The sequence below is a fragment of the Candidatus Desulfosporosinus nitrosoreducens genome (genome assembly GCF_030954495.1).
Taxonomy (GTDB): Bacteria; Bacillota; Desulfitobacteriia; order Desulfitobacteriales; family Desulfitobacteriaceae; genus Desulfosporosinus; species Desulfosporosinus nitrosoreducens.
On the sequence record NZ_JAVHUW010000066.1, the window covers coordinates 1 to 21,957 of the forward strand.

Genomic DNA, 21,957 nt, shown 5'->3' on the forward strand with positions numbered 1-21,957 from the left:
GACGAAGGGATCTCAGAGATCTGGTGATCATGCCGGAGGGGTACCACCCGTTCCCATCCCGAACACGGAAGTTAAGACCTCCAGGGCCGATGATACTTGGGGCGCAAGCTCCTGGAAAAGCAGGTCATCGCCAGGTAAGAAGCAAGAGGGACTACCATCAGGTAGTCCTTTTTGTGTATTCATAATGCGGCCAATCACAATGCTCCAATTATTCTGGCGGACGGCAGTTTGTCGGATCAGGTCATAAATTATTTAAAGAGCAAAGACTTGACCGGAGCGACTATATTCGGCGGAGAGGCTACAATTAGCAAGGGTATTGAGCGGCAGCTCAGCCAGCTGGTAAGAAGCAAAGAGTAACCTTTATGTCGATAAAGAGCGAAAAAAGAATGTCACCTATTGAGATTTAACTTAATGGGTGATTTTTTAATTGTAACTTACTACACAATTTATTGAGAATTAAATCACAAGAAGTAATGGTTTGACTTGTTTAAAATAATTATCTAATGTTAAATAGCCATTTGACATTGAATTCTGAATTTGCAATGTTCATATTATCACATTTGCGGATTTTAGTATTGGGTTTAAATTAATTTGAATACTATATTGAAAATTCTATAGTCTATCCTGGATAAAATCTATAATTAATATTTTTAATTTCAAGCAGATAGGGGGGTGGATTGGCTTACTGGACCTAGCGCCTGGGACAAAATTGTGTAATAATAAGAAGAACGAATATAACATTTTGCCGCATTTTCATTTATAAATATGATAATAATACTGAAATGCATGATAAACCAGTCTAAGTAGGTATTGGCAGTACTGCTGTTTCTGAAGATGAATTCCTGTAATAGAAAATGGCAATGTTAAAGCGTTGATTTAACTAAATAATTGCTCATTTGCCTGAATTCCTTGGAACTATTCATATATTGGAAAAGGGGAGATTAACTTTGGAATGCAAGCTCAGTGATTATATTGCCGGAAAAATCGTGGACTTAATATATCGCACAAGTGGTTATCATGCCATTGTCTGTGATACAACCGGTACAATTATTGCTGACTCTGCTCAAGTACGAATAGGGGTTAAGCATAAGGGGAGTCAGAAGATATTAACGACTGACTGCACCTCCGTTGAGATCACTGCGGAAGATGCGGCTGCTGATACTACGGGGCGAATCAAGGAAGGATATAATATTGCTATTGAAGCTGAAGGGAAAAAAATTGGTACCTTTGGCATTGCAGGACAGCTGGAAATTGTGCGTCCGGTGGCTAGGGTAGCTGCGGGCATGGTAGTGTTGATGATTAGGGATGAGGAGCTTAAAGAAGTCATTCGCAATCAAGTTCAGATTCTGAGTACTGCTGTTGAGCAAGCTGCCAGTGCCGTCCAACAAACTGCCGCTTCAGCCGAAGAAGTTGCTTCTATCAGCCAAAAGATTGCTCAGGAAGCGAAGGATGGAGAAACTCAGTTAAACTCTACAACCATGATTTTAGACTTAATACATAAAGTTGCCAAGCAGACGAATTTATTAGGTTTAAATGCTGCAATTGAAGCGGCTCGGGCAGGAGAACAGGGCCGTGGTTTCTCGGTAGTAGCAGGAGAGGTGCGTAAGCTGGCGGAAGAGAGCAACCGTTCGGCAAGTGGGATTAGAGATATTTTGCGGGAATTTCAAGCGATCATTCAAAAGATAGTGGATAGTTCGCTCAGAAATAATGAAATTACCCAAGAACAGGCAAAAGCGAATCAAGAGATTGCTCAGATGATAGATGGAGTTTTTCAAGTCAGTGAGAATTTAAAGTCTATTGCTGTTAGTTTATAGGCGCGGTTTTTTTAGTAACCCTGAGTTTAATAACTATACGAGGAGTCAAACTCGGTAAAAGGAGAGTCTTATCTATGGAAGTTTGCCTTACCTATGGGAAAAGTGGTTTAAAAATTAACGTTCCTGATCATACGAAAGTTGTCGCGCCTAATCATATTGGACTGCCCGCAGACGATCATCAAATGGTCTTAGATGCTCTGCGCAATCCTATTGGTACAAAGCCTCTTAAAGAAATGGTCAGTTCGAAGGATAAGGTTGTCATCGTAATTAGTGACATAACACGGCCTACCCCAAATCACAAATTGATTCCGTGGTTATTAGAAGAACTTTCCCATATTCCCGTAGAAAACGTTACGATCATTAATGGCACAGGAACCCATCGCGATGAAACTAGAGATGAATTAATTGAAATGTTAGGCCAAGAAATTGTGGATACTGTCCGGATAATTAATCATCATTGTCATGAGAAATCCGAACTGGCACACATAGGCAGAAGCAGCTTTGGTTGTGAAGTTTATTTGAATAAGGAATATGTTGAAGCTGACTTTAGAATTGTGACAGGATTTATTGAACCACACTTTTTTGCGGGCTTCTCAGGCGGGCCTAAAGGGATAATGCCGGGGATTGCAGGCATAGAGACGATCTTGACATTTCATAATGCCAAGATGATTGGGCATCCTTTAGCAACTTGGGGTGTCTTAGATGGAAACCCCCTTCAGGAAATGACGAGGGAAGTAAACACTTTCTGTAAACCTAATTTTCTTCTTAATGTAGCTTTAAATGGGAACAATGAAATAACCAATGTCTTTGCCGGTGAGCTGGTTTCAGCGCATGAGAAGGGCTGTGCCTTTGTTAAAGAGCATGCCATGATTCAATGCGAGCAACGCTTTGACGTCGTGGTTACCACGAATGCCGGCTATCCGCTTGATCAGAACCTCTATCAAGCCGTAAAGGGCATGAATGCGGCTCAAAAGATTGTCAAACAAGGAGGCACAATTATCTGTGCGGCGGAATGCATCGAAGGAATGCCCGAACATGGAAATTTCTCGAAAATATTGCAAATGCGCAATACGCCCAAAGATCTTTTGGAAATGATCAACGATCCGTCATTCCGAATGTTTGACCAGTGGGAGGCACAGAGATTGGCTATGATTCAGGAGTGGGCGGACGTATATATTTATTCCACCCTCCCCGATGAGTCGGTGGCCATAGCTATGCTTACTCCAACGAAGAATATCGAGTCAACATTAAAGGAACTTCAAGACAAATACGGCAAAGATATGAGTATTGCCGTTTTGCCTCTAGGACCATTGACGATTCCCTATGTCGAAGAGTAAAAAAAAGGTGGGGGTTAAGCAGTGAACGATCCTCAAGAAAGTTTGGCTGTTCAGGAGATACTTAGAAACCGTGCTTCTTTGCGGAAATATGCCCAACGACCGCTCGATGAAAAAGACGTAAATCTAATCGTTGAAGCTGCCATGAGAGCACCTACTGCGGGCAATATGATGATGTATTCAATGATTATTGTCTCCGATCAGAATTTAAAAGAACAGCTCAGTGTTACCTGTGACCATCAGCCGTTTATAGCTAAGGCGCCTTTAGTTATCATTTTCCTGTCTGATCTTCAGCGTTGGTTTGATTACTATCATAAATCCGGTGTAGAGGATTTTTGTCTTAAACAAGGCATTGAATTTACCGGGCCGGATGAGGCGGATTTGTTGTTGTCAAGCTGTGACGCGCTGATTGCCGCTCAAAACGCTGTTATTGCCGCCGAAGCGCTTGGAATTGGCTCATGCTATATTGGGGATATCATGGAAAATTATGAGATTCATCAAACCCTGCTGGATCTTCCGCCTTTTGTATTCCCCATTAGTATGGTCTGTTTTGGTTATTACCCGGAGAATGAGCGCCCCAGACCGCGAGAGCGTTTTGACTCCCGTTATATTGTTCATGAGAATAAATACCGGAGATTAACAAATCAAGACTTGGAAGCCATGCTTGCTTCCAGGTCAGCGGGGTTTGACCCGCATAATTCTTTTGCTGCCGAAAATTATGGTCAATGGATGTACGCTAAGAAGACAGGCGCGTCTTTTTCGGTTGAAATGGCCCGATCCGTTCGGAAAGCTTTGGAAAATTGGCGCGGAAAACAGTATAAACCAACAGAATAGAAGAAAGGGATGAGCGTTTTTAACGGTCATCCCTTTCTTCTGCGGAATATCACTCCTGTTATCCAGGAGATACTATTGTTGACAATCGTGTTGGCCGAGTCACGCTGCCAACAATTCTTTAAGTTTAATCATCAATAATATCTGAACCTTGTTCAGCCATTTCTTTCTCAGCGAAAGTAATCATTTTTTTAACCATATTACCGCCAATTTGTCCGACTTCACGGGTGGTCATATTGGCGAACCCTTTTTCTTGAATATCATCGTCTAATTGTAATTCTTCTGCGACTTCCCATTTGAGTTTATCCAACTGACCTTCGGATTCTGGAACTTCAGGCGTATTGCGGCTCATTTTACCATCCTCCTTTTACAGTTGTTTTCGGTACAGGATTAACCTACCCAACCTAATAAGACACTATACATAAACTTAGGGAAAGATATTAAGGAAAAAATAACCTCAACATCTCCTGAGAGAACAAAAAGGGATATTCTTTTTCTTTGTTGAATTATTTACAGTATGCTTAAATTAAGGCAATAGTTTATATACTGGAGAACTCTGGCCCGTTCTTCACACAAAGCTTAAATAAGGGGTGGTAAGGTGCATGAAATGTCTTTAATGGGGGGGATTTTCGAAGTGATCGACCGAATTCTTGCCTCGCATGATGTAAAAAAGGTTTTGCAGGTTAAGATAAAGGTTGGAGAGCTGACGAATGCCGAACCCGATTCCTTAGCGATGGCTTTTGAGGCTTATAGCAAGGATACCCTATGTGAGGGAGCGGAATTGATTGTGGAACGGGTTCCTTTGCGTGGATGTTGCAGGAACTGTCATTATGAGTTTACCGTTAAGACTATGTATTTTCTCTGCCCCCGCTGTGCTTCGACGAGCATCGAAGTAATTCAGGGTGAAGAACTTTTACTGGAAAGTTTGGAGGTTGAATAGATGGATGTCAAACGTCGTGAAATAGAAGTGATGGCAAATTTGCTTGATGCCAATGACATGCAAGCGGAGGTAAATCGCGCACATTTTCGCCAAAATAATTGTCTGGCCGTTAATATTATGGGTTCACCCGGAGCAGGCAAAACATCACTCTTGGAAAAAACCTTGCCGCTCCTGAATAAAACGCTGCGGGTGGCGGTGATCGAAGGAGATATTTTCACCAGCAAGGACGCCGATCGAATCTCGGCTTATGACACCCCAGTTATTCAAATTAATACCGGTGGTGCTTGTCATTTAGACAGCAAAATGATCGGCAAGGTTTTGCCGGAATTTGACTGGAATAGTTTGGATTTAATGATCATCGAAAATGTCGGCAACCTTGTTTGTCCCGCTGATTTTGACCTGGGAGAGTCCTTTAAGGTTATCGTTCTAAGTATTGTTGAAGGAGATGATAAGCCGGCGAAATATCCTGTCATTTTCAGAAAGGCTAAAGCGGTTGTTCTCAATAAGATGGATTTAGAAGGATTAACGGATGTGGATATGGAGAGAATGAAGCAAGATATCCGAATCATAAACCCCGACATCCTTATTTTCGAGGTATCTTGCCGGAAGGGTGAAGGGCTGCAAACCTGGACGGACTGGCTGAGTAATCAAGTAGCCGCCTATCAAAAAGGCCTAAAATAAGAATTTGGTAAATCCCGCGGGACTTAGAGAGGCTGTGTAAAATACAGTTTCTTATTTCGGTACGCCAACAATCAGAAAGCATCCTCATTTCAAAGTGAGGATGCTTTGTTTGTTATTGAGGCACAGATTTTAAGGACGTTGCCTGTAAAAAGAGATCCTAAACATTAACATTTAGGCTGAAGGTAATGCCGAAGTGAATTTTCCTTGGCCCCGAATTGAGTCTATTTCCAGCAGAACAAATTCCGCCAGGCGTGGAAATAAAGCTTGAATCTCCGGACTGATGTCCATTCCCCATTCGAGGTTTTTGGGCTGTACACCGAAAATTAAGGTTTGAGGAGCGTGCCCTAAAACATTTGCCATAGTAAGTACTTCCACTATCCCGATTTGATGAAAGGAGACCTCGTATTGTTCCGGAAAGACCTGAATGTCACCGGGCTGAAATCGGAATAAAGCACCAGGTTCAGAATTAGCGTTAATAGCGTCAACAACGATCAGAAAGTCGACTTCTTGAATTAGATGAACAAGTTCAAGCCCGGCGGTACCTCCTTCGAGGAGTTCCACATTTTCCGGGAGGGATCTCTGGGCCAGTTCATCTAAAAAGCGAACGCCTAAACCTTCGTCGGATAAAAGGATGTTGCCAACTCCCATAACCATAATTTTTGGTGAGTCCATGATTAAATTCCCTTCTCATTCCTCAGTTTGCCAAAGAACATGAATAAAAATTGTTCGTAGGCCGAGGTAAAGACTAGATAAATATGAACAGCAATAACGGCTAACAGTATCCACATAATAAGACAGTGAAGTCCGCGCACAGCAGCTAATCCGCCCAGCATGTTAGCAAACCCTGCCAATTGTTCGGGTTTGTATAATATAAAGCCGGTGATTGCCTGAAAAATTGCCAGGATCGGTAGGGCAATGTAAGCAATTTTTTGCAGAGGATTGTATTTTCCCGTTTCCGGATGTTTGCCAAGGAACAGATAGTATTTGGTTTGAGGCCAAATATTTTTGATATCTTGCTTGTTGAGCAGAATGGAATCATAATCTTTATATTTGCCAAAAAAGGAGTAATAAAAACGTACGATTCCATTGATGAGCAGAAAATACATAAACACAAAGTGCAAATTGCGAATCAGGTTCATGGGCGCGCCGGGATAAGGAAAGTGAATAAGCCAGCCCGTTACGGCTAAAACACAGAAATTAATCAGGTTTATCCAATGGCTTACACGCTGGAATAAGGGGTGGTCGAGTGGGTTAACCATGTTCTTTCCTCCTTTTCTACCAACCGATCCGGAATTTTTGAACGTCGTTGGTCTTTGGATCGATGAGGTGAATCGCACAGGCCAGGCATGGGTCATAGGAGCGAACAACTCTGACGATGTTAAGAGGATTTTCAGGGTCGGGAACGGGAACCCCGATTAAAGCTTGCTCAAGGGGTCCGGGTACTCCGCTGTCATCCCTGGGCGAGAAATTCCAAGTGGTTGGAACGACCATTTGATAGTTTTCTATTTTGTGATCGGCAACTTTAATAAAGTGGCCGAGTGAACCCCGCGGTGCTTCGGTTAAACCGGAACCTTGCCCGGTGGCCGGGGCTTCCCAGTGCTCGGTGTCATGGATGCGGAAATTTGCTCCCATTTCTTTTTCTAAAGCATCAAGCCAGGTCAGCATATCCTGCGCGAGCATCAGGGTTTCATAGGCCCGGGCGGCGTGACGGGCGACGGCTCCCGGTTTGATGTTATATTTGGCAATAATGTCCATTAATCCTTTCGGCTGCATAATGAGCATGCGGGCAAGAGGTCCCACTTCCATAGGCTTGCCGTCATAGCGGGGTGCTTTGACAAACGTATAGGCGTCTTTTTTATCCAGATCCGGAATGGTATCCTCGCTATAGGGTGTTTTACCATTGGCGCTGGTTTTATACCAGGAGTATTGTACGTCTTCCGTGATCTTAGATTCATCAAGGGTCAGAATCTTGCTCAGGTCGCCATTCATAATGACTCCCGATTTGAGGAGTAAGTCTTTGCCTTCATCGTCCCGGGCAAACCCTCCATACGACATGTAATTAAGGGCTCCGCCGCCAACCCCAGCCTGAGCTAAAGGAAGCAGCGGCCCGGTGCCGAAGGTCAGTACGTCCTGCAGATAGACCTTTTCAACGAAATCAAGCTGTTCCAGAAGCATGGAGCGGAATTGCTCTACGACTTCAATGTTCGGGAGCATTGTAACCCCGCCGACAACAATAGAGGATTGATGAGGTTGTTTACCGGCAAAGAGAGCGGACATTTTCTTGGCTTTAGCTTGCATTTCTAAAGCCTTAAGGTAGTGAGCAACCGCCATAGTGACTAATTCAGGGTTATTGACGCTGAATTCATCCGGCTTGTAGCGTGGGGTTAAGGGAGCCGTATCTCCGGCAGCTACAAGTTTCATGACCTTATCTTTGACCGCTAATAGCCCGGGGTCTTTGCCTTGATATTGGGCAACGGCCATGACATCAAGGTAATCGAGGGCACTGAGATGATAAAAGTGCAGTGGGTGATCGTGCAGCCACATAGCCCCCAGAATAAGATTGCGGATTATTCGGCCTCCGGCTGGAACCTTAGCCCCGAAAGCTTTGTCTAAGGCCAGAGAGGAAGCCCAGCCGTGGGAACCGGCGCAAACTCCGCAAACACGCTCGGTGACATAAGTCGCATCCCGGGGATCGCGTCCGCGCAGCATGGGTTCAATCCCTCTGAACATTGTGCCAACGACATGAGCCTCGGAAATCTTGCCGTTGTCTACTTCAACTTCAATTTTCAGGTGTCCTTCAATACGTGTTAAGGGATCGACAACAATCTTTGTCATCTTATGCATCCTCCTTGTGGTCGTGTCCGTGACTTTGACCTTGACCTTGGTTAGTCAGTCTACCGCTGGCAGCCGTGGCAATTAAGTGAACCCCTAGGCCGATGACGGCAGCTCCTCCGATGACAGCTCCGACAGTATTAGCGCTAACCTGGCCTATGCCCGGAAGCCTGAAATTTTCTTGCTTGGTATACAGGGGACTGAATTCTTTATAAAAGCTTTTCTCGGAACATCCGGAACAGGGAGACCCTGCATTAATACAGAAATTGGCATTGTCATTCCACCATACCTGAGCACAATCCGTGAAGGTCTTAGGTCCTTTGCATCCTTTCAGAAGAAGGCAATACTCTTTTTGAGCCGGGTCATTCCAATCCGTAAGGAATTCGCCGTTTTCGAAGTGACCGCGCCGGGGACAGTTGTCATGTAATAAGGTTCCGTAAAAAGCTACGGGACGATTTTGAGAATCAAGAGGTGGAACTTTCTGATAGGTTAAATAATACAGAACCGTGCCGATCAGAGTTGTAGGTTTCACAGGACAGCAGGGGAGATTGATAAGCGGGGTATTTATCCCCTCTGCTTTAAGAATCTCGGAGACTCCTACGGCGCCTGTGGCACAGGCCCCAGGGATTCCTCCTCCCTCGGAAGCGCAGCTTCCAACGGCAATAATCGCCTGAGCCTTTTTCGCGGTCTCAATAAGTGTTTTCCTAAAGGCTTTTCCGCCAACCATACAGTAACGATCTTCCTGTGACGGAGTTGCCCCTTCGACAACCAGAATGAATTTGTCCTTGAGGGCTTCCTGATAGGCTTCTTCCGCTACATTGCCAGATCCGGCCATAATCGTTTCATGATACCGAATGGAGATCATATCTAAAATAAGTTCGGCTGCCGACGGATTTAAGGTGGCAATCGTTGATTCCGTGCATCCCGTACAGTCCATTCCCTCCAACCAAATAACCGGGGGTTTCTTGATGGCCTGTTCCATAGCGGCAGCTGCTTGAGGCACGAAAAGCTCCGGTAAGCCAAGCGCGGCGGTTGTTGCTCCTATCAGCTTCATAAAATCACGCCGGGAAACTCCCTTGACTTTGAGTAGATCGAAATTCCCCATAATTTAATGAACACCTCCTAAATGTGTTTTGTTCTTTTTGGGCGCAGAATTTAAGAATATTAAAATTCCTTATTAAAAAGATATATTCGAGGTAACCTGAATATTTCCTGCCTTGTGTTTAATAATTATTCAGAAAATTTGAGGAAATTCCAGGTTACCGACATTATTGCGATTAACTTTTCAATGTTTTTGACTTGTAGAAACCAGAGTATGGCGTGTACAATGAAGGAAGTTATCAGAAATAACTGCCAAGTCAGAGATCAGACGATAATAAAGGGTTTCTTTAGACATTTACTAAAGAATAACCAATTTAGAAAAGGAAACTAGAAAGCTGGAAAAAGGAAATGAACCTAAATGCCAAGAAGATATATTTAAATGGAATAGTGCAGGGAGTAGGTTTTCGTCCTTTTGTGTTTAATCTGGCTGAAGAACTGAGCATTAACGGCTGGGTCAATAATTCAAGCCAGGGCGTGACGATCCATGCCGAAGGGGAGAACCTTGATTTGTTTTATGAACGTTTATTCAGAGAAGCTCCTCCTTTGGCTAAAATCCTAATAGCAAGATCCCAAGAGGTCCCGCCCGAAAATTATAGATCGTTCAGAATCACCCCCAGTGAAACTCTACAGGAAGCGGACGTCTTAATTTCTCCGGACGTGGCCACGTGCCAAGAATGTTTGCGGGATATGGCGGATAAGAATAACCGGCGTTTCCGCTATCCTTTTACGAATTGCACGAATTGCGGGCCGCGCTATACAATTATTCGTGATGTTCCCTATGACCGCTCCCGAACGACAATGTCTAAGTTTGCCATGTGTCGATCCTGTTCTTTGGAGTATCAGAATCCCCGAGACCGGCGTTTTCATGCCCAGCCTGTGGCTTGCGGGGAGTGTGGGCCGACGCTTCGCCTGCTTGATGCTTCCGGGCAATCGCTCCCCGGGATTGGAGCGGAACAATTGGCGCAAGGAAGTATTCTGGCAGTGAAAGGGTTAGGGGGATTTCATCTTGTCTGTGATGCCAGAAACGAACAAGCGGTAGATCGTTTGCGCGAGCGGAAAGAACGAGGCGCCAAGCCTTTTGCGCTTATGGCCCGGTCGATAGAAAAGGCCCGAGAAGAGGTTGTGGTAAGGAAAACCGAGGAGGAATTGTTGCTAAGTACGGCAGCTCCCATCGTGATTCTGGAACGGAAACCCGGGCATGCTAAAGCATTGCCTGAAACTATTGCGCCAGGTATTCATACCTTAGGGCTGATGCTTCCCTATACGCCTATTCACCATCTGCTTTTCGAAGGATCTTATGATTTTTTAGTGATGACCAGTGCCAATCTCAGCGGAAGGCCTTTAATTTATACCGATGAAGAGGCTTTAGCGGCGTTGCAGGGAATTGCAGATTATTTTTTGCTCCATGATCGCGATATCTATCACCCTTGCGATGATTCTGTTGTACAAGTGATTGGAGAAGCCGCGGTTTTTTTTCGGAGAGCCCGGGGTTACGTTCCTTTGCCGCTTTTAATACCCTCTTCACCTTTTAAGAGGTCGTTGTTGGGGGTAGGCGGAGATTTAAAAAACGCTTTTTGTCTGGCTGCTGGAGAGCGGGCTTTTGTGAGCCAGTACCTGGGGGACTTGGAAGGATACGAAACGATGCAGCGTTTCCACCAAGAACTGGAGTCTTTTCAGAGGGTTGTTAATATTGTTCCCATGAGTATAGCCTATGACCGGCACCCGAATTATCACTCAGCGAGATTCGCCCAGGAGCAGGTTTCTCCGAAGGCCTCAGTTCAGCATCATCACGCTCATTTAGTGAGTGTTTTGGGAGAATGGGAACGACAAGAGCCGACTCTGGGAGTCATCTGTGATGGCACAGGTTTTGGAGAGGATCATTGCATTTGGGGGTTTGAAGTACTCTATGGAAATGCTTCAGGGTATGAACGCAAAGGGCATCTTGAATATCTGCCGCTCCCCGGTGGGGATATGGGGATAAAACATCCTTTGCGTATCGCCTATGCGTACTTAAAGACCCTTCTTTCCGCCGCAGCCTGGCAAGAAACGAAGCCTTTTTGGAAAACCTTTTCTCAGAGTGAATGTCAGGTTCTTGACCGGCAGATAGAAAGGGGCATTCAAGTTGTCCAAACTTCGAGTGCGGGCCGGCTCTTTGATGCGGTCAGCGGCCTGTTGGGTATTTGTACGAAAGTTACCTATGAAGGACAAGCAGCTATCGAACTGGAAAGTGCCGCTGCGGTGTTCGCCAAGCAATTTCTCAATGAGAAAGGGCTCCACAAAAAAGAGGATTTTCCTATATATCCTTATGAAGTAAGATTAGAGAGTCCGGAATATATTCTTGAAGTTGGCCCACTTTTTGCAGCCATGGTGCGGGATGTCCTTGCAGGGGTGGCCCGCGGGGAAATTGCTTATCGTTTTCACCATACGATAGCTCGGGCGATTGTCGATTTAGCTCTGAAATTCCAAGCGGAAGGCCCGCTTGTTTTAAGCGGCGGGGTATTTCAGAATAAACTCTTGACTGAGGTTGTCCTGCGAAACTTTGAGCAAACCAAGGTTAAAGTCCTGCGTTCCCGTGCTTTGCCGCCCGGAGATGGCGGGTTGGCCTTCGGGCAAGTATTAATCGCGAATGAGGTGTTATAAATGTGTTTAGCCATTCCAGCTAAAATTGTTTCTCTGGACGGTTCCATCGCCAGGGTAGATATGATGGGGAATGAACGAGTTGTTAGTGTGGACCTGGTGCCCGAAGTCAGGATTGGCGAATATGTTTTGGTTCACGCCGGGTTTGCCATTGGAATTATTGATGATCAGAGCGCCCGGGAAACGGAAGAGCTTTTGTTGGAGGTAGCCAATGCTTATGAAGAAGGGGAGTAGGGAAGCCTTAGCTCAGGCGGAGGATTATCTTGCGGAAATCAGGTCTTTGGCGGTAAAACCCTTCACGATTATGGAGGTTTGCGGAACCCACACAGTAGCGATTGCCAAACACGCCCTGCGAGAGCTGCTGCCGCCGACGGTTCGCCTGATATCCGGACCGGGCTGTCCGGTATGTGTCACGGACAGCAGTGATATTGATCGCTATCTGTTTCTTGCTGCCCAGCCTAAGGTTATAACGACGACCTTTGGCGATATGATCAGGGTCCCCGGCAGCGAAAAAAATTTACAGGCCTTGCGGGCTGAAGGTGCGGACGTGCGTGTTGTTTATTCAACCCAGGATGCCTTAGAGGTGGCGCGTAAGAATCCGGACAAAGAGGTTGTCTTTTTAGGAGTGGGTTTTGAAACAACGGCCCCTACGGTTGCCGTCAGTCTTGAAACAGCTCGGCGCGAGGGACTTAACAATTACAGTGTCTTGTCAATGCATAAAATAGTTCCTCCCGTTCTAAGGTTATTGGCTGAAGACCCAAAATTAGATATAGACGCTTTTCTTGACCCTGGTCATGTCTGCGCGATTATAGGGCTTAAGCCGCTTGAGTTTATGGCTCAAGAATTTGGCAAACCCGGAGTCGTGACAGGGTTCGAAGCTTTGGACATCTTGGAAGCTATTGCCATGCTTCTTCGGCAGCGGTCTGAAAGGCGGGCGAACATTGAAATTCAATATCATCAAGTTGTAAGAGCCGAAGGAAATCCCCATGCTCAAAGGGCAGTCGAAAGAGTTTTTAAACCTGTAGACGCTTCCTGGAGGGGAATGGGCTTAATTCCAGGCAGCGGTCTGGAGATTCGCGCAGAGTTTGGCCCCTGGGATGCAGTGCGGAAATTTTCTCTACCCCAGTTTTATTCGCCGGACACGCCGGGCTGTCAATGCGGAGAGGTTTTGAAAGGGCGAATTGATCCTCCACAGTGCTCTTTATTCGGCAAACGCTGTACTCCGCTTAAACCTGTAGGACCATGTATGGTTTCCTCGGAAGGGTCTTGTGCCGCCTATTACCGGTATTCGCAAAGGAGCGACGATTGATGGAACGAATTATGATGGCCCATGGAAGCGGTGGGCGATTAAGCCATGAATTAATCCGTACTCTTTTTCAAAGGTATTTGGGAAATTCTTATTTGGATCAAATGAATGACGCCACTTTTTTGCCGGGACAAGCCCAACTGGCGGTAACCACGGATTCTTTCGTGATTTCGCCCTTATTTTTTCGGGGAGGAAATATTGGCAAACTTGCCGTATGCGGAACGGTCAACGACTTGGCGGTAAGTGGCGCCTCCCCCCGGTTTTTAACCTTAGCTCTTATCTTAGAAGAGGGCTTGCCCTTGGTCGAGCTGGAAGAAATCATTAAAAGTATTGCGGAGACGGCCCTCGAAGCCGGAGTCGCAATTGTCTGCGGTGATACAAAAGTTGTGGAACGGGGAAGCGCGGATAGAATTTTTATCAACACGACGGGTATCGGGTATATTACCAATCGTTTCCTTGGTCCCCAACGGATTGAGCCGGGAGACGTGATTCTCAGTACCGGGACGATCGGAGATCATGAGATTGCCATCTTGTCGGAACGGGAAGGGCTGGAGTTTGAAACCCCTGTTAAAAGCGATTGCGCGCCTCTCAATGGCCTGATTGATTCGTTCTTTCAGCCAGAGGTTAAGTGCATGCGGGACCCGACACGGGGAGGGGTTGCAACGACGTTAAATGAATTAGCCCAACAAGCCGGGGTAAGCATGCTCCTGCAAGAAGAAGCGCTGCCGATAAATCCGGGAGTAGAAGGGGCCTGCGCCATGTTGGGGCTTGATCCCCTCTATTTGGCTAACGAAGGAAAGGCTCTGGTGATCGCGTCACCTGAAGCTGCCGGGAGCCTTCTTCAGGCGATGCGTGAACATCCTTTGGGCAAAAATGCGGCGCAGATCGGAAAAGTTCTTGAAGGCAAACCAGGCCTCGTACTTTTGGAAACTCCTTTAGGCGGTAAACGAATCCTTGGCATGCTTGAAGGCGAACACCTGCCCCGGATATGTTAAGCATAAAAAGGAGGGCACTATGCGAATTGCAGTTATAGATGGGCAAGGCGGCGGAATAGGCAGGCACATTGTTGAACAGTTGCGCAAACGAATTCCCGAGTTAGAGATTTTGGCCTTGGGAACAAACGCATTGGCAACGGGCGCCATGTTAAGAGCCGGAGCAACCGAGGGCGCTTCAGGAGAATCGGCAATCTGTTACAATGCCGGGCGAGTAGACCTGATTGTGGGTTCAGTTGCCATTATCACGGTTTACGGGCTCTTGGGGGAAATCACTCCGCTCATGGCCGGTGCAATTTCTGACAGTAAAGCCGATAAACTGCTTCTCCCTATTCAGCGCGGGAATATTCAGCTTATCGGTGTTCCCCGGGCTCCCTTACCTCATTTAATTGAGGCTCTCGTCCTGGAGGTTGAACAAAGAGTTAAAGCAGGATAATCCCTTCTAATATTATTGGATAATATTGGGCATAACTGTCATTTGACAAACGGTATATTTATTGCTACCATTAAACCATAGTAAAATGATATGAATTTGGGGGATTGAATTTTATGAGAGTCGCCAGTTCGATTACAGAGTTAATAGGTCAAACGCCATTGGTTCGTTTACAGCGGGTAGTTAAGCCGGGAATGGCTAATATCTTTGTCAAGCTTGAGGCCTTTAATCCCGGCGGGAGCATTAAAGACCGGATTGCTTTGGGTATGATCAGGGACGCGGAAGAGCGGGGAGCACTGCGACCAGGGGGAACTATTGTTGAGCCGACCAGTGGGAACACGGGGATCGGTTTAGCGATGATTGCGGCGGCGCGCGGCTATCGCCTGATTGTAGTCATGCCAGAAACGATGAGTGTGGAGCGTCGGTTGCTGATGGCTGCCTATGGCGCCGAATTTGTCTTAACGCCCGGTGCCGAAGGAATGAATGGGGCGATCGAAGAAGCTAAGCGTTTAGTCAGAGAAAATCCTGACTATTTTATACCTCAACAATTCGAAAATCCGGCTAATCCCGAGGCTCATCGCCAGAGCACGGTTTTAGAGCTTCTTGAGCAGTTGCCAGACATCGCTGCCTTTGTCGCCGGAATCGGCACCGGCGGGACGATCACCGGAGTTGGTGAGATTCTCAAAGCCCGTCTTCCTGAGGTGAAAATTATTGGCGTGGAACCGGCATCGTCTCCGGTTATCTCGGGTGGAAAACCGGGTCCTCATAAAATCCAGGGTATTGGCGCCGGCTTTGTGCCCAAAGTTTTGAACAAAACCATTCTCGACCAGCTGATTCAGGTTGTTAATGAAGATGCCATGGAGACTGCCCGGAAACTTGCGCGGGAAGAGGGCCTGCTGGTTGGAATTTCTTCAGGCGCTGCCGTCAGTGCTGCGCTTCAGGTTGCCGGAGCTTTAGGTGAAGGTAAAAATGTAGTCGTAATTGCCCCGGATACCGGTGAACGCTATTTAAGTACGGAGCTTTTCACCATCCGCAGTTAAGCGAGGCCCGGTTGCTTTCTGAGCTAACGGCCGGTCTGCGCTGGAATTAAAGTAAAGTCCTTTACAAGGGAATTTGCCCTATGCTAAACTATTTAACAGTGGACTAGCATAAGGAGGAAGACATATGTCAGGACATTCAAAATGGGCAAATATCAAGCATAAAAAGGGAAAAGCGGATGCCCAAAAGGGGAAAATGTTTACCAAGCTCGGCCGGGAACTTGTCGTGGCCTCCCGTGCTTGCGGCGGAGACGTGAACAACTTCCGTTTGAAAATAGCTATTGAAAATGCTAAAGCGCAAAATGTGCCGAATGAAAATATTCAAAGAGCTATCCAAAAAGGGAGCGGCGGCGCTGATGGAGCCGCTTATGAAGAATTGCGTTATGAGGGTTATGGTCCGGGCGGAGTGGCCATTATGCTGGATATCCTTACGGACAACCGCAATCGGACAGCGGGGGAGGTTCGCCACATATTCTCCAAAAATGGCGGTAATATGGGTGAAACCGGCTGTGTCAGCTGGATGTTTCAAGATAAAGGCCAACTGACAATTCCCCGGGAAGAACTTAAGCTCACTGAAGATGATTTAATGTTGATTGCTTTGGAAGCAGGAGCAGACGATCTGGAAACCGACCCGGAAGAATTTTTGATTTATACTTCTCCCGAAGCGATGGAGGGTGTACGACAGGCCCTTCAGGATCAAAAAATTCCTGTTTCCGAATCCGTGCTTAATCCGATCCCTCAAAATACTATTGAGATAACGGACTCTGACCAAGCTCGCAAGATAGTACATTTGATGGAAACTCTGGAGGATCATGACGATATCCAAGGGGTATATGCCAACTTCGAGTTGTCGGACAGTTTAGCGGCAGAGTTTTAAAACAGATCAAATCAAGTTATGATTGATTAACCCCATAAGACGGTTAAACCATGCCCTCCTGGCAAGACTAGCGTTAAGAAGACAATGTCGGGAGGGTTTTAGTTATGTCTCGCTGGAAAGTCATAAGTCTTATACTTATTTTAGGTTTGGGAATCGGCTGTATTGCACCAAGAGCAACCTCTTGGTGGCCGGATAAAAATCGGGGAGGGAACATCCCTTCTTATGGGGATGTGGCAACCATGTCGGCGAATGCTCCTTCTTCCCAAACTAAAGTCTACCATTTCGTCCTGAAGAATGACGTTCTTTCTGTTATGGAAGGAAAACCGGGGACGAACGGGAAGATTATTATAACGGGTTTGAATGTCCATACTTGGCCCAAAGATATCTTGGCATTGGCGCCAAAGGTCGAGTTTTATTCTTTAGATGAAGTTCAGTCTTTTATTGATACTGTCAACGAACCTTTGTGGCAGGAGTAAAACGTATAATAAGAAAAGGAATCGTCCGTCTTCTGTCGAACTTTATTTATGTTGAAAGGAAGACGCGGATGATTATTTTAGGAATTGACCCCGGAACTGCGATTATGGGGTATGGCCTCATAGAACAAAAAGGGAATCGCTTAAGCCCTCTGGCCTATTCTTGCTGGCGCACTCCGGCACATACCCCTTTAGCGGAACGTTTATTGTTATTATATAATCAGATTTCCCCCTTTCTTAGAGAAAACTGCCCGGATCACATCGCAGTCGAGGAGCTTTTTTTTAACCGCAATACCACAACTGCCATAGCGGTTGGACAGGCTCGCGGCATTGTTTTGTTGGCTGGGGCCCAGCAAGGTATTCCCGTTTATGAGTATACTCCGCTGCAGGTTAAGCAAGCAGTCGTCGGTTATGGCAAGGCGGAGAAAATACAAGTTCAGCAAATGGTTAAAAGTTTGTTGGTTTTGGATAAGATACCTAAACCGGATGATACGGCGGATGCTTTGGCTTTGGCGATATGTCATGCTCACAGCTATGCTCTGGAGCGGAGAATGGAGGATTTCCGATGATAGGAATGCTGCGCGGAATAGTGTGGGAAATTCAAGCTGAGCGGCTGGTGCTGGATGTTCACGGAACCGGGTATCTTTTAACCGTACCGAATGGGCTTTTGAGCAAAGCATTTCCGGGACAAGAACTTGTTATTTACACGCATGTGATCCTTCGCGAGGATGATCTGTCCTTATATGGATTTTCGTCGCTGGGAGAAAAGCAGCTTTTTTTAGAAATGTTAAGTGTCTCGGGGATTGGACCTAAAGCGGCGATATCCCTATTGTCGACCTTTGGGGCGGTTCAAATCGAAAGTGCCATTGCTAGTGAAAATGTTAATATTCTGACCAAGGTTCCCGGGATAGGGAAAAAAACCGCACAGCGCCTTATTTTAGAACTAAAAGAAAAATTCAAAGGATATAGCGCTTTGACTTCGGATAATGAAGGGTTTTCTGCGCCCATGTCCCCCAACCACTCGGAAGCTCTTCAGACTTTATTGGCCTTAGGTTTTGGCTTGGCTGAAGCTAGACAAGCCTTGGGAGCTGTTCGCAAGGAGGGAGAAGATTTAACCCTTGAAGAACAGGTTAAAAAGGCTTTGCGTGTGCTTGCAGGGGGTAAGCCGGAATCCTTGAGAGGAGGAATATAAAATAGAAGAGCGTTTGGTTGCTCCGCAAGAACTAGTTTCAGATCAAGAAGGGGAAGCCCTGCGTCCCAATCGCCTGCATGATTATATTGGACAGCAAAAAGTGAAAGACAATCTGAGTATTTTTATTCAAGCGGCGGCGACTCGCGGGGAGGCCTTGGATCATGTCCTGTTATATGGTCCTCCTGGCTTAGGCAAAACAACCTTGGCCAATATTATAGCCTCGGAGATGGGCGTGAGCATCCGGACTACTTCCGGTCCGGCTATCGAAAGGCCCGGGGACCTGGCCGCGATTCTAACGGCTTTAGAGCCGCGGGATGTGCTGTTTATCGATGAAATTCACCGTTTAAACAGTTCGACTGAGGAGATCCTTTACTCCGCGATGGAGGACGGCTGTTTAGATATTGTGATCGGCAAAGGGCCCAGTGCGCGCTCTATTCGCCTGTCCCTGCCCCCTTTTACTTTAGTAGGTGCCACAACTCGTGCCGGCCAATTGACTTCACCGCTGCGTGATCGCTTCGGAGTCATCAGCCGGCTGGAGTTTTATGAGGTTGACGACCTCAAGAAAATAATCCTGCGAGCCGCGAGTATCTTGAAGCTGGGCATCACCGAAACGGGTGCTGATGAAATCGCTCGTCGTTCGCGAGGTACCCCGCGCGTCGGCAATCGCTTGCTGAAGCGAGTCAGGGATTTTGCTCTAGTCTGGGAAGACGGGATTGTCACTCAAGCGATTGCCCAGGAAGCTCTCAATCGTTTAGAAGTTGATCCGGTAGGTTTGGACAACATAGACCAGAAGACCTTAAGGACGATTATTGAAGCCTTTGCCGGAGGACCTGTCGGTTTAGATACCCTGGCGTCGACCATTGGGGAAGAGGCTGAGACTTTGGAAGATGTTGTTGAACCCTTCCTGCTGCAAATGGGTTTTTTGCAGCGTACACCGCGAGGCCGGATGGCAACGGCAAGGGCCTACCAACATTTTGGATATTCGCTGCCCCAAAAGTTCACGGATGAAGAAGAAGCTTAAGCATATAAGCGAAGAAAAAGGGGTAATCTGAACACAGAAAGGGTGTGAAAAGCATGCTTTGGGGTGTTTGGCGTTGGCCCTTTTTGTTTGTGACCGTGTTTGTGCTCTTGATAGGTCAAGCAAAAACGTGCCAAGCGAAAGAAGTTTCCGTTGAGCTTGTCTGGAAATTTGGCCAGGCGGGGTGGGTTGAAATTCAAGTCGAACGAGGCTCTTATCAACTTATCTTGGATAAAAAGACTCTTGATTTTCCCCAAGGTTCTACTCTTCAAGTAGGTTGGGGTGGCTGGAGTCCGGTTTGGCGAATTAACAGCGACGATTATCAGGCCTTCAAGGGGACCGACTTAGAGATTAAAGAAACAGGGGGCGGGAATCTGCGGGTAAAAATGCCCAAAGGTGACGATGCACTATATCGCGGCGATATGTTCCTTGATTGGCAAAAGGATCACTGGCGGCTTGTCAACCGCCTGGATAGTGAAGACTATCTTAAGGGGGTTGTGCCTATTGAAATGAGCAACGGCTGGGCTAAACTCGGGCTGGAAGGACTAAAAGCTCAAGCTGTGGCGGCTCGTACGTATCTAATCAAGCATACTCAGAATGGAGAAACAATTACCGATTCTCCGGATATCGACCAGGCTTATGCCGGAGTCAAGGTGGAGGGGGAGGCCTCCGCAGCTGTTGAAGCAACCCGCGGCATGATTTTAGTTGATGCGCAGAGCAAGCAGCCCATCGAAGCCCTCTATTCTTCCCATAGCGGAGGATATACAGAAGACGCCAAGAATGTTTGGGGTAATTCCGATATTCACAATGTGTCTCATCCCGACAAATTTTCCGACGGAGTCGGAGGCGCCGCGGACCACTGGCGCTTTATGGTTTCGGCCCCGCTTCTGGGCTCGACCTTTGGCTTAGGTCCCGTTAAAAAAATAGGGCTTGATAAGTTCCCTTCGGGCAGAGTGCAAAGTGTGCTCCTGGAGGATGGATTCGGCAACTCCTTGAAGATTCCGGGCCGGAAGTTTGTTCAGGCCTTTTATCCTTTCGGCAAGTCAATACAAGCAAATGATTTTTTAGGAAGTCTTTTTGCAGTCCGCAGCGCGGCCGTAAATCAGGCAGCCTTTGAACCTATGCAGCTTACCTCCTTCCTCAGAATGTTCGCCACTCAAAGGAGGTCTTCAGTAGAGGATGCGGGACCGCAGCTGGCCAAAATAGCCAGCTCTTCTCTAGGAGTTCGTGCCGAGCCTCAGCCCTATGGCGTTTTTATTTTTGAGGGAAGGGGCTGGGGACACGGTGTTGGTATGTCCCAATGGGGAGCTTATCACATGGCCCAAATCGGATATAATTACCAAGAGATCTTGAATTTTTATTACACCCACGTGCTTATTCAAAATGTTACTGGATAAATGTATTGGCTCATATTAAGGAGAAGATAATGTGAATGTTTCGGAATTTGATTTTGAGTTGCCGGAGAGCTTGATTGCTCAACATCCGGTAGAGCCGCGGGATGCCTCCCGGCTGATGGTTGTGGATCGGAATAATGGAAGTATAGAACATCATACCTTCCGGGATCTTGCTGCCCTTTTGAAAGCCGGTGATGTGCTGGTACTCAATAATACGCGCGTTATACCGGCACGCTTGATCGGGGAAAAAGAGGGTTCGCAAGCTAAAATAGAAGTCCTTCTTTTAAAGCGTTTGGAACTTAATGTATGGGAAGCGTTAATCAAGCCTGGAAAACGTCTGAAGGTCGGTCAAAAAGTAAGCTTCGGCAAGGGGATGCTGAGATGTGAACTTCAGGATATTCTGGAGAATGGCAACCGGAAAATTACGTTTAGCTACTCGGGAGTTTTTGAGACTATTTTGGATCAGCTCGGAGAGATGCCCTTACCTCCCTACATTACAGCGCAATTGGAAGACCAGGAACGCTACCAGACAGTGTATGCCAAGGAGCGTGGCTCGGTAGCCGCGCCCACGGCAGGGCTTCATTTTACGCCGGAGCTGCTCGGAGAATTGAAAGCTAAAGGGGTAGAAATTGTCGAGATTCTTCTCCATGTGGGTTTAGGAACGTTTCGGCCGGTTAAAGTAGAGGATATCCAGGAACATGTTATGCATTCCGAGTATTACCGGGTGGAAGAGGCTGCCGCTGAACGAATCAACCGCGCCAAGCTGGAAGGCCGGCGAGTGATTGCCGTGGGGACAACTGCTGCCAGGACTCTGGAATCCGTGGGCAGCCAAGGCAAAGTAATTCCCGGTGAAGGGTGGACGGACATTTTTATTTATCCGGGCTATGTTTTTAAAATTGTGGACGCCCTTTTGACCAATTTCCACTTTCCCAAGTCCACTTTAGTCATGTTGGTCAGTGCTTTAGCAGGAAGGGAACTTATTCTCAAAGCCTATAACCTGGCTGTGGCTGAGCAGTATCGATTCTACAGTTTTGGAGATGCCATGTTTATTCGCTAGATCAGTTT

At 46.7% G+C, this 21,957-nt stretch carries 24 protein-coding genes and 1 rRNA gene; 20 read left to right on the plus strand and 5 right to left on the minus strand.

The annotated features are described in order from the left end of the window. The first annotated feature begins 19 nt into the window (after positions 1 to 19). From rrf to REC12_RS17765, 5 genes are all read left to right on the plus strand, one after another. Positions 20 to 136, plus strand: a 5S ribosomal RNA gene (gene rrf, locus REC12_RS17745). Positions 137 to 171: 35 nt separating this feature from the next. Continuing rightward, positions 172 to 357 carry a cell wall-binding repeat-containing protein gene (locus REC12_RS17750; protein ID WP_308896777.1) on the plus strand — a complete coding sequence of 62 codons (186 nt, stop codon included), beginning with the start codon at positions 172 to 174 and terminating at the stop codon, positions 355 to 357. Between the two features lie 590 nt (positions 358 to 947). Further along, the gene (locus tag REC12_RS17755; RefSeq protein WP_308896779.1) at positions 948 to 1,814 is read left to right on the plus strand and encodes a methyl-accepting chemotaxis protein; all 867 of its coding nucleotides are present in this window, start codon (positions 948 to 950) and stop codon (positions 1,812 to 1,814) included. 74 nt (positions 1,815 to 1,888) lie between these two features. Beyond that, the gene (gene larA, locus REC12_RS17760) at positions 1,889 to 3,151 is read left to right on the plus strand and encodes a nickel-dependent lactate racemase (protein WP_308896781.1); all 1,263 of its coding nucleotides are present in this window, start codon (positions 1,889 to 1,891) and stop codon (positions 3,149 to 3,151) included. A gap of 21 nt (positions 3,152 to 3,172) precedes the next feature. Then, positions 3,173 to 3,982, plus strand: coding sequence for a nitroreductase family protein (locus tag REC12_RS17765; protein WP_308896782.1), 810 nt, complete (start codon positions 3,173 to 3,175; stop codon positions 3,980 to 3,982). Between the two features lie 124 nt (positions 3,983 to 4,106). Here the strand turns inward: REC12_RS17765 and REC12_RS17770 are convergent, their stop codons facing one another. After that, positions 4,107 to 4,331: an alpha/beta-type small acid-soluble spore protein gene (locus tag REC12_RS17770; RefSeq protein ID WP_308896784.1), complete on the minus strand. Its 225-nt coding sequence runs from the start codon at positions 4,329 to 4,331 to the stop codon at positions 4,107 to 4,109. 246 nt (positions 4,332 to 4,577) lie between these two features. Between REC12_RS17770 and hypA the strand changes: the two genes are divergently transcribed. Continuing rightward, positions 4,578 to 4,919: a hydrogenase maturation nickel metallochaperone HypA gene (gene hypA, locus REC12_RS17775; protein ID WP_308896785.1), complete on the plus strand. Its 342-nt coding sequence runs from the start codon at positions 4,578 to 4,580 to the stop codon at positions 4,917 to 4,919. Further along, the gene (hypB, locus tag REC12_RS17780) at positions 4,920 to 5,600 is read left to right on the plus strand and encodes a hydrogenase nickel incorporation protein HypB (RefSeq protein WP_308896786.1); all 681 of its coding nucleotides are present in this window, start codon (positions 4,920 to 4,922) and stop codon (positions 5,598 to 5,600) included. It abuts the gene before it with no gap. Between the two features lie 171 nt (positions 5,601 to 5,771). Here the strand turns inward: hypB and REC12_RS17785 are convergent, their stop codons facing one another. Genes REC12_RS17785 through REC12_RS17800 form a run of 4 tightly spaced genes read right to left on the minus strand, consistent with a single transcriptional unit; the run spans position 5,772 to position 9,537 of the window. Beyond that, positions 5,772 to 6,272, minus strand: coding sequence for a HyaD/HybD family hydrogenase maturation endopeptidase (locus REC12_RS17785; RefSeq protein WP_308896788.1), 501 nt, complete (start codon positions 6,270 to 6,272; stop codon positions 5,772 to 5,774). Between the two features lie 2 nt (positions 6,273 to 6,274). Then, positions 6,275 to 6,859, minus strand: a complete 585-nt coding sequence (gene cybH / locus REC12_RS17790; RefSeq protein WP_308896789.1) for a Ni/Fe-hydrogenase, b-type cytochrome subunit — start codon at positions 6,857 to 6,859, stop codon at positions 6,275 to 6,277. A 16-nt stretch (positions 6,860 to 6,875) separates the two neighbouring features. Continuing rightward, positions 6,876 to 8,435, minus strand: coding sequence for a nickel-dependent hydrogenase large subunit (locus REC12_RS17795; RefSeq protein ID WP_308896790.1), 1,560 nt, complete (start codon positions 8,433 to 8,435; stop codon positions 6,876 to 6,878). A 1-nt stretch (position 8,436) separates the two neighbouring features. Beyond that, positions 8,437 to 9,537 (minus strand): hydrogenase small subunit, encoded by a 1,101-nt coding sequence (locus tag REC12_RS17800; protein ID WP_308896792.1) that lies wholly within the window; start codon positions 9,535 to 9,537, stop codon positions 8,437 to 8,439. Between the two features lie 344 nt (positions 9,538 to 9,881). Here REC12_RS17800 and hypF point away from each other — a divergent pair, with 344 nt between their 5' ends. The 13 genes from hypF to queA all read left to right on the plus strand — a co-directional run bounded on the left by hypF (position 9,882) and on the right by queA (position 21,949). Then, positions 9,882 to 12,173 (plus strand): carbamoyltransferase HypF, encoded by a 2,292-nt coding sequence (gene hypF / locus REC12_RS17805; RefSeq protein ID WP_308896794.1) that lies wholly within the window; start codon positions 9,882 to 9,884, stop codon positions 12,171 to 12,173. Continuing rightward, positions 12,174 to 12,404, plus strand: a complete 231-nt coding sequence (locus REC12_RS17810; protein ID WP_308896796.1) for a HypC/HybG/HupF family hydrogenase formation chaperone — start codon at positions 12,174 to 12,176, stop codon at positions 12,402 to 12,404. Beyond that, positions 12,382 to 13,479, plus strand: coding sequence for a hydrogenase formation protein HypD (gene hypD, locus REC12_RS17815; protein WP_374214227.1), 1,098 nt, complete (start codon positions 12,382 to 12,384; stop codon positions 13,477 to 13,479). Before REC12_RS17810 ends, hypD begins: the two co-directional genes overlap by 23 nt. Next, complete coding sequence (hypE, locus tag REC12_RS17820) at positions 13,479 to 14,471, plus strand: hydrogenase expression/formation protein HypE (protein WP_308896799.1); 993 nt, start codon at positions 13,479 to 13,481, stop codon at positions 14,469 to 14,471. The genes hypD and hypE overlap by 1 nt, the downstream gene beginning before the upstream one ends. A 19-nt stretch (positions 14,472 to 14,490) precedes the next feature. Then, the gene (locus REC12_RS17825; protein ID WP_308896801.1) at positions 14,491 to 14,904 is read left to right on the plus strand and encodes a DUF3842 family protein; all 414 of its coding nucleotides are present in this window, start codon (positions 14,491 to 14,493) and stop codon (positions 14,902 to 14,904) included. A 113-nt stretch (positions 14,905 to 15,017) separates the two neighbouring features. Then, a complete protein-coding gene (cysK, locus tag REC12_RS17830; RefSeq protein ID WP_308896803.1) occupies positions 15,018 to 15,941 on the plus strand; it encodes a cysteine synthase A in 924 nt (307 codons plus the stop codon). Between the two features lie 124 nt (positions 15,942 to 16,065). After that, positions 16,066 to 16,815: a YebC/PmpR family DNA-binding transcriptional regulator gene (locus REC12_RS17835; RefSeq protein WP_308896805.1), complete on the plus strand. Its 750-nt coding sequence runs from the start codon at positions 16,066 to 16,068 to the stop codon at positions 16,813 to 16,815. A gap of 104 nt (positions 16,816 to 16,919) precedes the next feature. Beyond that, entirely contained in the window at positions 16,920 to 17,291 is a 372-nt protein-coding gene (locus REC12_RS17840) for a hypothetical protein (RefSeq protein ID WP_308896807.1), read from the plus strand. A gap of 68 nt (positions 17,292 to 17,359) precedes the next feature. Continuing rightward, positions 17,360 to 17,857 carry a crossover junction endodeoxyribonuclease RuvC gene (gene ruvC, locus REC12_RS17845; protein ID WP_308896808.1) on the plus strand — a complete coding sequence of 166 codons (498 nt, stop codon included), beginning with the start codon at positions 17,360 to 17,362 and terminating at the stop codon, positions 17,855 to 17,857. After that, positions 17,854 to 18,480: a Holliday junction branch migration protein RuvA gene (ruvA, locus tag REC12_RS17850; protein WP_308896810.1), complete on the plus strand. Its 627-nt coding sequence runs from the start codon at positions 17,854 to 17,856 to the stop codon at positions 18,478 to 18,480. The genes ruvC and ruvA overlap by 4 nt, the downstream gene beginning before the upstream one ends. 1 nt (position 18,481) lies before the next feature. Further along, a complete protein-coding gene (ruvB, locus tag REC12_RS17855) occupies positions 18,482 to 19,501 on the plus strand; it encodes a Holliday junction branch migration DNA helicase RuvB (protein ID WP_308896892.1) in 1,020 nt (339 codons plus the stop codon). Positions 19,502 to 19,554: 53 nt separating this feature from the next. Further along, a complete protein-coding gene (locus tag REC12_RS17860; RefSeq protein ID WP_308896812.1) occupies positions 19,555 to 20,895 on the plus strand; it encodes a SpoIID/LytB domain-containing protein in 1,341 nt (446 codons plus the stop codon). Positions 20,896 to 20,926: 31 nt separating this feature from the next. Beyond that, positions 20,927 to 21,949 (plus strand): tRNA preQ1(34) S-adenosylmethionine ribosyltransferase-isomerase QueA, encoded by a 1,023-nt coding sequence (gene queA, locus REC12_RS17865; protein ID WP_308896814.1) that lies wholly within the window; start codon positions 20,927 to 20,929, stop codon positions 21,947 to 21,949. Positions 21,950 to 21,957 lie beyond the last annotated feature (8 nt).